Genomic DNA, 9104 nt, shown 5'->3' on the forward strand with positions numbered 1-9104 from the left:
TTCTCCCTCCTGTTTCCTTCTATTTATATATTTTTTTCTGCGATTCTTAATTTAGCTGACCTAGCGCGATTATTCTCTTCTAATTCGTCATCACTAGGCAGGATCGGTTTTCTCGTTACAAGCTTCAGTTCTGCTTCATAACCTTCAGGAATAATCGGCAGTCCCGGAGGCAGGTCAGGTCCTGATGCCTTTTCCTTAAACATCGTTTTGCAAATCCGGTCTTCCAGGGAATGGAAAGTAATAACGCTAACCCTTCCTCCCTTATGAAGAAGCTCTATCGCTTGTTCAAGTGAATCTTCAAAGGCTCCCAGTTCGTCATTGACGGCAATTCGTATGGCTTGGAAGACTCTCTTAGCAGGATGACCGCCTTTTCGTCTTGCAGGTGCAGGGATACCATCCTTAATGAGCTCTACAAGTTCACCCGTTGTTTCAATCGCCTTCAAATCACGTGCCGCTTCAATTTTTCTCGCGATTTGCTTAGAGAACTTTTCTTCTCCATATCGATAAAATATCCGAACCAAATCTTCAAACGACCAATGATTAACCACATCATAAGCAGTTACTTCACCTTGCAAGTCCATTCTCATGTCGAGTGGAGCATCATGGTGATAACTGAAACCTCTTTCCGGAGTATCCAGTTGAGGCGATGACACACCCAGGTCGTATAATATCCCATCCACACTATGTACTCCAAGTTGTTCAAGTTCTTCCTTAAGATTTCGGAAATTAGATTGAACGAATGTAACTCTATCCTGGTAGGATGAAAGCTTTTCTTTTGCGTGGTTGATGGCTGTTTCATCCTGGTCGAAGCAGTACAGATGCCCCTCAGGTGATAATTGGCTCACAAGATACTCGCTATGCCCTGCTCCACCCAGAGTACAATCTACATAAACTCCATCTTCTTTAATATTCAGACCATCCACCGTTTCTTTTAATAATACAGTTGTATGCTTAAACATGTTGTATTCACCTTTCCAATCGAACGTTTTGTGGGGGATTAAATATCAAACCCTACCATATTCTCTGCAAGCTCAGCAAATGAATCTTCAGACTGTGTGAAATAGTTTTCCCATAATGATTTACTCCAAATCTCAATTCGATTGGAAACTCCTAAAATAATGCATTCTTTATCTAATTGTGCATAATTCACAAGTGTAGCAGGAATATTCACCCTACCCGTCTTATCTAATTCGCTCTCAGTTGCTCCAGAGAAGAAGAATCGAGTGAAGGCACGGGCATCTTTCTTTGTCAGTGGTAGGGCTTTGAGCTTGTCTTCAAGAGCTCGCCACTCATCCATGGGATAACCAAATAAACACTGATCCAACCCTCGGGTGATGACAAATGAATCTCCGAGGTGATCACGGAACTTGGCAGGTACGATTAAACGGCCTTTATTATCAATGTTATGTTGATATTCGCCCATGAACATATGCACTGCCCCCACTTTCTAACACAAATGTACCACATCCCCCCACTTTTCTCCACTCTTTTCTAAATTCTTCACTTGCAAAATATTTCCTCTATTTTTCATTAGTGTTTTTCTCTCTTTTCCAGACAATTTTTCACAGGTGAAATTTGTCTTTATACAAAGTAAAAAGGACCTAATTCGCAATATAAAGCGAATTAGGTCCTTTTATTTTTTTACTTGTCGATACTTTTAATACCGTACGAGTCTTCAATTAGATATATACCACTTTGTGAGTCCCATCAAATGTGAATTCAAGAAGTGTCAGGTCTTTTACAAAATCAGGACCGTATTTGTTTAAGAAATAAAGGATATTCCACGTTCTTTCCTGTGGGCCTTCATTTGGTCTGATGCTGTTTTCCACCTTCATGAATTGGTTAAAGGTTAATGAATTCTTATCCTTCAAGGCTCTGTCCACTTTGTTGCGCAGATAATCGAATTGACTCAGGTGGAATTCAAGATTTTTTTCAATGATCGGATGTAATCCTTGATCGATACTGACCGCCTGTTCACGAATCTTTTCATATTTACGCAGCAGTTCTTCCTGGATTTCCTTCATTTCAAACTCTAATTCCGGGCGCTCGAGAGATTTCCAAAATGCATTACGAGCCGTAGAAACTCCTTCTGTAATCACTCCATGCAGAGTCAATTGAAGATCTTGGATTCTCTTATCTATTTCTCGTTCCACTATTGTTATATTTAACCTCGGGACAACCGGAGGCATTTTCAAGTCCACATATTCAAAGGCTTTTTTCAATTCACCCCAATAGGCAATTTCGCCAGGGCCGGCGACAAATGCGAGTGTTGGAAATAACCATTCTTGCATTATGGGTCTGGTGACAACATTATTGCTGAATGATTCTGGACTTTCATCCAGAATGGATAGCAATTCAAGACTGGAATATGCTTTACCGCTACTCTTCTCAAAGAACTTATTCCCTTCTCTTTCTAACAAAGCACGTTCATCCTGAAGTTGGATAAAGAGATTGGCGGCAATTGGGGAAATGTCCAATTGAGTTCCATACCCATTTTTCCGGATTTCTTCTTGTTGCTCAAGCACTTTACCTGTGATGGATTGACTGTTTTCAATCAAATGGTGAAAATGTCTTGATTCAAGCTTCCTTAATAGTGGATACGCAGAATCGATGACCAATAATCCGAAATCTTTGAATAAGCTCATCACAAAATGGGCAAAGAAGCGTACAATATCCTCTTCTTCCTCAATCATTTTAGTAAGTTCAGATGACAACTGATTTGTATGTTCTGTTTCTCCCAGCATCACTAATATGTCATGGAGCCATTTCTTCATAACCGTTTTTTCATACGTAATATGAGAGGTCATTTTCTTTTCTACTACTCTCTCCGGATATCCAACCTTTTCAAGCTTTGATCCTTTTTCTACGTATATATGATTCACTTCTTGATAATCATGATCTTCACCCGCAATCCAAAAAACAGGTACAACAGGATGCTTTAACTCGGCTTCCTGTTGCCTTGCTAGTTGAATGACCGAAATGATTTTATGTATTGTGTAGAGTGGTCCAGTCATTAGACCGGCCTGTTGCCCAGCGATGACGGTTACGGCATCGTTTCTCAATTTCCCCAACGATTCTTCTACTTTTTCAGATGAAGGCAATGACTTCATATAAGAAGATATACATTCTGCAAGCTCCTCTCTCTCATACTGACGAGAAGCTAAATCTTTCATCCGATCAGAATAGACAGAAGAACTGTTTACGTTATAGTGAAAAAAAGAAGTGACTGGCTCTTCTTGTTTTAAATATTGAGAGGCGAACTTATTTATTGCTGGAATGTTTAAGCTTTCCACTTCCATTTGAATGACTCCTTTTCTAGCTCTTTATATCCTAACGATGAGTATATCATTCTACATTAAGAAAAGGAAAAAACTTGCCTGTTGTTATTACTAATATAAATCAAGAATGCGGAGGATCAGTCCTGTGATCATCAGTGTTATGTATGCCGTAAAGAATAAGAGAAAGTTCAGTCGCCAGAAACCTCTCAGCACCTTAGGGTAGTGAATCTCCCCCTTTGCTTTCCAATACATGATGGCAAATAGAACTCCAATGGAGCAAATGATAAGGAAAATCAGCCATAGGTAAGAGGTTTGCCAAATGGCAATGACGATGAAGTGAACTGAGACGATTAATAGAAAGGTAGTTACATCGATGGCCAGATGAACGGCTTTGCGATGGTTCTTCATGATCTCTTTCGCCAGAATGAAACTGATGAAATATCCCAAGAATGGGATTAACACAAATATGGCAATGATGGTCGAAAAAATTGAAGCCATTTTATCCCCCCAGACCTTCTCTTTCAATTCCTTTAACTAATCTGTATATTACATTCATGATGGGTACAAAATGGTGTTCTTTTTGTGCTTTTTCCAGAAGGACGCCTAAGATAGACTCTATTTCTGTTTTCCTTTGAGATTCAATGTCTTTTAGCATGGAAGACCTGTTTTGGAATGTATTGATGCAAATTCCCTTCACCCCTTCAAAGGAAACGATTCTTTCCATGTGAGGAAACAGGAGTAGCAGTTCTTGGAATAAGTCCCGTTGTAATTGATGAAGATGAGGGTTTTCAATCAGCTTCCCGTTCCTTACCCGGGCCAAAGCCGTCAGGGGGTTAATTAGAACATTGACGAATAACTTGGTTAGGAGCATTTCCTCAAAATCTTGTTTTAATAAAAATGGAAAACCAGGAATACTCTGTGATACTAATTCTTCTACAACTCCCCATTCTCCTTTAATTAAAGCAATATTTGTCTTTGCTTCTCCTAAATGATGGAGCGTGTGGTCGTTTTCTTTCAGTGCGCCATGCTCTACGGAACCCGCTAGTAAATTGTGGTGGGGCAAAGATTTCACCCATTCCAAATGCCCAATCCCATTCTGAAGAAATAATAGTGGCTGATTCTTGTCCAAAAGCTTCAACACATTTTCCAGAGGTTTCAAATCATATTCCTTCACTGCCACGATGACGAAGTCAAACTTCAAGGAAACGTCTGTAAGCAGGTCGGTGTGGACTTGCGTTGTGAATGAAGAGCCTCCTGTATATACAGTTATACCGTTTGTTAACAGGCTCTGAACCTGTGCCTCTCTCCTTACAATAAGTGTGACATCAAACTTTTGGCCCAAATACCCTGCAAATAAAAGCCCAACTGCTCCTCCTCCAACGATTCCTATTTTCATAATGACTCCTTACTCGTACATATTTTAAGAATAGTTTACCAAATTTTCGGCAACTAGAAAACCATAGGCTAAAAGAATCATCCTTTACTCGAAAGAAAAGACCCGTCCCCAAAGGAACGAGCCATACCTGACGTTGTTTAAACTGGATATACAGGATGTTTTCTTTCACTAAATTGAACATCTTTGGTTTCGTAAAGTTTATAACGTTGAATTAATACAGAACGCAACTCGTTCGGTGCTGTAATTTCATCTACAATTAATTCAGATGCCAATTTATAAATATCGATATGCTCTTTATATTCCTTCTGCTTTTCTTGAACATATTGAATTCTCTCCTTTGGATCTTCGATAGCTTGTATCTTATTTGAATAAACCGCATTTACGGCTGCTTCCGGTCCCATTACAGCAATTTGGGCTGTAGGGAGGGCAATACAAACATCCGGGTCAAAAGCTGGACCTGCCATTGCATATAGACCGGCGCCGTATGCTTTTCTTACAATGACAGATATCTTCGTAACCGTTGCAGAGCTCATGGCAGCTATCAACTTTGCTCCATGGCGAATGATCCCGGCTCTCTCCACTTTTGTCCCTATCATAAACCCGGGCACATCAGCAAGGAATAACAACGGAATATGAAAGGCATCACATAATTGGATGAATTTCGCCCCCTTGTCCGCCGAATCATGGAAAAGGACTCCTCCCTTTACCTTTGGCTGGTTGGCAATGATCCCGACCACTTTACCATCCATTCGCCCGAAGCCCGTGATTAATTCAGGAGCGAAAAGTTTTTTCATTTCGAAGAAACTTCCTTCATCAATTAATGTATCGATGCAATCGTACATATTAAAAGGTGCATTTTGATGTTCCGGGATAATGTCTTCTAACAACTTCTCATGCTTAGGAGCTAGACCTTCCTTAACGGCAGGCTTGTTCTGATAATTCGCTGGGAAATAACTTAAATATCTCTTCGCTTCTTCAATCGCTTCCTCTTCAGAAGCTGCAAGAAGATCTCCACATCCACTTACAGTGCAGTGCATTCTTGCACCACCCATTTCTTCAAGCGTTACTTTCTCACCGATCACTTTTTCTGCCATTCGAGGAGAACCAAGGTACATAGACGCATTCCCATCAACCATGATCACTATGTCACAAAAAGCAGGGATATACGCTCCACCAGCTGCTGAAGGACCAAAAAGAACACAAATTTGCGGAACCATTCCTGACATCTTCACTTGATTATGAAAGATCTTACCTGCCCCACGTCGATTAGGGAACATGTCCAACTGATCGGTAATACGAGCTCCGGCTGAATCTACTAAATAATAGATAGGCACCTTTAAATTCAGCGCGGTTTCTTGAATCCTAATGATTTTCTCTACGGTTCTCGCTCCCCATGATCCTGCTTTAACTGTGGAATCATTGGCCATGACACAAACTGTCTGTCCTCCAACCTTTCCAATTGCCGTTACGACTCCATCCGCCGGCAGATCTTCGGCCTTATTGTTTGCAAACATACCATCTTCCTGATAATCCCCATTATCAAATAATTGTTGAAGTCGATCACGAACAAACATTTTTTTCTGTTCTTTCAATTTCTCATGATATTTAGGCTGTCCACCCGAAGTAATCTTTTCTCTCGTTTGTTCGAGAGTGTTGATGATCGTTTTAGATGTCGACATAATATCCCCTCCGTCGTTTTATGTAAATGCGTAAACAAGTCAGAGATGAGCACACCATCTCTGACTTAATGTCTGTATACTCGAGTTAACCTTCAATAACGAGTAATACATCCCCTTCATTGACAAAATCCCCTACACTCACTTTAATTTCAGAAACCTTCCCTCCCGTTTCAGCTTCAACAGGTATTTCCATTTTCATTGATTCAAGCATTAAGACAGTATCCCCAACAGACACTTCTCCACCTTGTTCTATCAATACATTTAAAACCGTTCCTGCCATTGATGATGTAATTTCCTTCATGATTGATTCCTCCAGTTTGTTCTCTTATAGTTGAATTGTTCTCTTATAGTTGAATTCTTTACAGATACTAGCATAATGTCCTTGCATTTATTGTTCTTACGTTTGGTTGGCCTTTAAAAAGTCCTGAAGCCATTTCGTTGTATAAGTTCCTTCAATAAAGCCTCTATCTTCAATGATATCCTTGAAGAGAGTGACATTTGTTTTAACTCCTTCAATGGTTACCCCTTCAAAGAAGACCTTGGCTTTATGTAACGCGTCCTCACGGTCATCTCCATTGATGATGCATTTAGAAATCATCGGATCATAGAAAGGGGTGACTTTATTCCCTTCTTCATAACCGCTATCTATTCGAACATCATTCCCTTTACCCCATCGTAAGGTCGTCAGCTGACCTGGAGACGGATAAAAAGTCTTTGGATCCTCAGCATATACCCTGAACTCTATAGCATGACCGTTTACATGGATTTCCTCCTGTTTGCAAAGAGGAAGAGCCTCTCCAGAAGATACCAAAATCTGCCACTTCACTAAATCTAATCCCGTGATGGTTTCAGTGACCGGATGTTCAACTTGAAGTCGTGTATTCATTTCCAGAAAATAAAAATTTTCCTCATCATCAACAATGAACTCCACTGTTCCAGCATTCGTATAGTCGACTGCTTTACCAGCTTGGATAGCAGATGCGAACATTTTCTCCTTCGTTTCTTGAGATAGGCCCGGGGAAGGTGATTCTTCTATCACTTTTTGGTTTCTTCTTTGCACAGAGCAATTACGCTCAAAAAGATGGACCAAATTCCCATGATGATCTCCAAAGATTTGCACTTCAACGTGTCTCGCATTTTCAATACATTTCTCAAGAAAGACTTCCTCTTTCCCGAAATAGGCTTTAGCCCGGTTTTTAGTAGAATCGAAGCTTTGAACGAGCGCTTGCTCATTTTCACAGCGAATCATACCGATTCCCCCGCCTCCACCACTCGCTTTCAACATAACAGGATAACCGATTTCATTTGCTACACTCTTGGCAGCATCAAGGGAATCCACGCCTCCATCACTTCCAGGCACGACTGGTACGGACGCATCTTGCATCACTCTTCTAGCCTCTACCTTGTCGCCCATCTTTTCGATGATATCATGAGCAGGTCCAATAAAAGTGATGCCTGCTTCTGCAACTCTTCTGGCAAAGTCCGCATTTTCTGATAGGAGACCATATCCGGGATGGATCCCATCCACTTTTTCCTTTTTTGCAACTTCGAGAATATTGTCCACTACCAAGTATGAGCGGTTCACTTGTGATTCACCTATGCGGTGAGCAATATCCGCTTCTTTAACAAAGGGCATATCCTGATCTGCATCGGAATAAACCGCGACTGTTTGAATGTTTAATTGTTTACAGGTTTTAATAATTCTTGAAGCAATTTCTCCCCTATTTGCAATTAGAATCTTCTGCACAATCTCTCCCCTTTCTTTATAGAACACATCTGTTCATATTACGAATTCTACAAAAATCGTCGAATTCCTTCTTCTTTATTGTAAACGTTTTCTTAATTAAGTGCAGAATTTTTTGTTTATTTGTTATATAATAATAATAAATACTTGCTTGATCACACGATCAGTTGCAAACGGATACATGTTTTATCATGTTTTCCAGATTTATTTTTCAGCATTTTAGGAGGTCATACGATGGCAGTGAAAGTGGAGAAGTTAAAAGTAAACTATAAAACTCTTGAAGAGTTTAAGAAATTTAAAGAATATGGTGTACAGGAATTATCCATGCTAGAAGACTTACAAGCAAACATCATTGAAAACGACAGTGAGTCACCATTTTATGGAATTTACTTTGGCGATACGCTGGTTGCGAGAATGAGTTTGTACCAGCGCAATGCCCGATTTGATCAGTACTTCGATCCTCCCCAAAATTACTTGGAGCTATGGAAGCTTGAAGTATTACCAAAATATCAAAACAAAAGCTATGGAAAGATGCTGGTAGAATTCGCAAAAAGCTTTGGTTTACCTATTAAAACAAATTCCCGTATCAAATCCCAGGGGTTTTGGGATAAAATGGGCTTCGAAGCCGTAACTTATGAAGTGGAAAGAGATTTAGGCGAAAATCCATACGTATGGTTCCCTGAAGGAGTGAAAGAACAGAAAATCAGTTAATAACTAAAGCGGAGGCGGCTCGATCAGAGGCGACAAGCATAAGTCAAACCTGCCGGAAAGGCGTTCTTTGCCTTTTTGGCAGGTTTGACTTATGACCTCGAGCCTCTAGCCGCCGAAGCTGAATGAAACTAAAGCGGAGGCGGCTCGATCAGAGGCGACAAGCATAAGGCGAAACTGCCGGAAAGGCGTTCTTTGCCTTTTTGGCAGGTTTGACTTATGACCTCGAGCCTCTAGCCGCCGGAGCTGGATGAAAACTAAAGCGGAGGCGGCTCGACCAGAGGCGACAAGCATAAGGT

Annotated in this window: 9 protein-coding genes; 1 reads left to right on the forward strand and 8 read right to left on the reverse strand. The window is 40.6% G+C overall.

Annotation, left to right across the window (positions count from 1 at the left end):
- Positions 1–23: 23 nt before the first annotated feature.
- The 8 genes from rsmH to ACQKFO_RS07195 form a co-directional block, all read right to left on the reverse strand.
- Positions 24–959 carry a 16S rRNA (cytosine(1402)-N(4))-methyltransferase RsmH gene (rsmH, locus tag ACQKFO_RS07160; protein WP_427597627.1) on the reverse strand — a complete coding sequence of 312 codons (936 nt, stop codon included), beginning with the start codon at positions 957–959 and terminating at the stop codon, positions 24–26.
- A 38-nt stretch (positions 960–997) separates the two neighbouring features.
- Positions 998–1429 (reverse strand): division/cell wall cluster transcriptional repressor MraZ, encoded by a 432-nt coding sequence (gene mraZ, locus ACQKFO_RS07165; RefSeq protein WP_427597628.1) that lies wholly within the window; start codon positions 1427–1429, stop codon positions 998–1000.
- 250 nt (positions 1430–1679) lie between these two features.
- Positions 1680–3299: a bacillithiol biosynthesis cysteine-adding enzyme BshC gene (gene bshC, locus ACQKFO_RS07170; RefSeq protein ID WP_427597630.1), complete on the reverse strand. Its 1620-nt coding sequence runs from the start codon at positions 3297–3299 to the stop codon at positions 1680–1682.
- A 90-nt stretch (positions 3300–3389) separates the two neighbouring features.
- Positions 3390–3776 carry a DUF3397 domain-containing protein gene (locus ACQKFO_RS07175; RefSeq protein WP_148968654.1) on the reverse strand — a complete coding sequence of 129 codons (387 nt, stop codon included), beginning with the start codon at positions 3774–3776 and terminating at the stop codon, positions 3390–3392.
- A gap of 1 nt (position 3777) precedes the next feature.
- Complete coding sequence (locus ACQKFO_RS07180) at positions 3778–4674, reverse strand: ketopantoate reductase family protein (RefSeq protein WP_427597631.1); 897 nt, start codon at positions 4672–4674, stop codon at positions 3778–3780.
- A gap of 137 nt (positions 4675–4811) precedes the next feature.
- Entirely contained in the window at positions 4812–6353 is a 1542-nt protein-coding gene (locus ACQKFO_RS07185) for an acyl-CoA carboxylase subunit beta (RefSeq protein WP_427597633.1), read from the reverse strand.
- An 85-nt stretch (positions 6354–6438) separates the two neighbouring features.
- Complete coding sequence (locus ACQKFO_RS07190) at positions 6439–6654, reverse strand: biotin/lipoyl-binding carrier protein (RefSeq protein WP_427597635.1); 216 nt, start codon at positions 6652–6654, stop codon at positions 6439–6441.
- A gap of 96 nt (positions 6655–6750) precedes the next feature.
- Positions 6751–8100: an acetyl-CoA carboxylase biotin carboxylase subunit gene (locus ACQKFO_RS07195; protein WP_427597637.1), complete on the reverse strand. Its 1350-nt coding sequence runs from the start codon at positions 8098–8100 to the stop codon at positions 6751–6753.
- 231 nt (positions 8101–8331) lie between these two features.
- Between ACQKFO_RS07195 and ACQKFO_RS07200 the strand changes: the two genes are divergently transcribed.
- A complete protein-coding gene (locus tag ACQKFO_RS07200) occupies positions 8332–8808 on the forward strand; it encodes an N-acetyltransferase (RefSeq protein ID WP_427597638.1) in 477 nt (158 codons plus the stop codon).
- The last annotated feature ends 296 nt before the right edge of the window (positions 8809–9104 follow it).

Source organism: Rossellomorea sp. NPDC071047 (assembly GCF_050270195.1).
Classification (GTDB): domain Bacteria; phylum Bacillota; class Bacilli; order Bacillales; family Bacillaceae_B; genus Rossellomorea.

What these genes read in the sequence shown, in the direction of transcription:
- bshC (WP_427597630.1), bottom strand. Translation starts at nt 3,299, where the DNA reads ATGGAAGTGGAAAGCTTAAACATTCCAGCAATAAATAAGTTCGCCTCT.
- mraZ (WP_427597628.1), bottom strand. Translation starts at nt 1,429, where the DNA reads ATGTTCATGGGCGAATATCAACATAACATTGATAATAAAGGCCGTTTA.
- ACQKFO_RS07180 (WP_427597631.1), bottom strand. Translation starts at nt 4,674, where the DNA reads ATGAAAATAGGAATCGTTGGAGGAGGAGCAGTTGGGCTTTTATTTGCA.
- ACQKFO_RS07185 (WP_427597633.1), bottom strand. Translation starts at nt 6,353, where the DNA reads ATGTCGACATCTAAAACGATCATCAACACTCTCGAACAAACGAGAGAA.
- ACQKFO_RS07200 (WP_427597638.1), top strand. Translation starts at nt 8,332, where the DNA reads ATGGCAGTGAAAGTGGAGAAGTTAAAAGTAAACTATAAAACTCTTGAA.
- ACQKFO_RS07175 (WP_148968654.1), bottom strand. Translation starts at nt 3,776, where the DNA reads ATGGCTTCAATTTTTTCGACCATCATTGCCATATTTGTGTTAATCCCA.
- rsmH (WP_427597627.1), bottom strand. Translation starts at nt 959, where the DNA reads ATGTTTAAGCATACAACTGTATTATTAAAAGAAACGGTGGATGGTCTG.
- ACQKFO_RS07190 (WP_427597635.1), bottom strand. Translation starts at nt 6,654, where the DNA reads ATGAAGGAAATTACATCATCAATGGCAGGAACGGTTTTAAATGTATTG.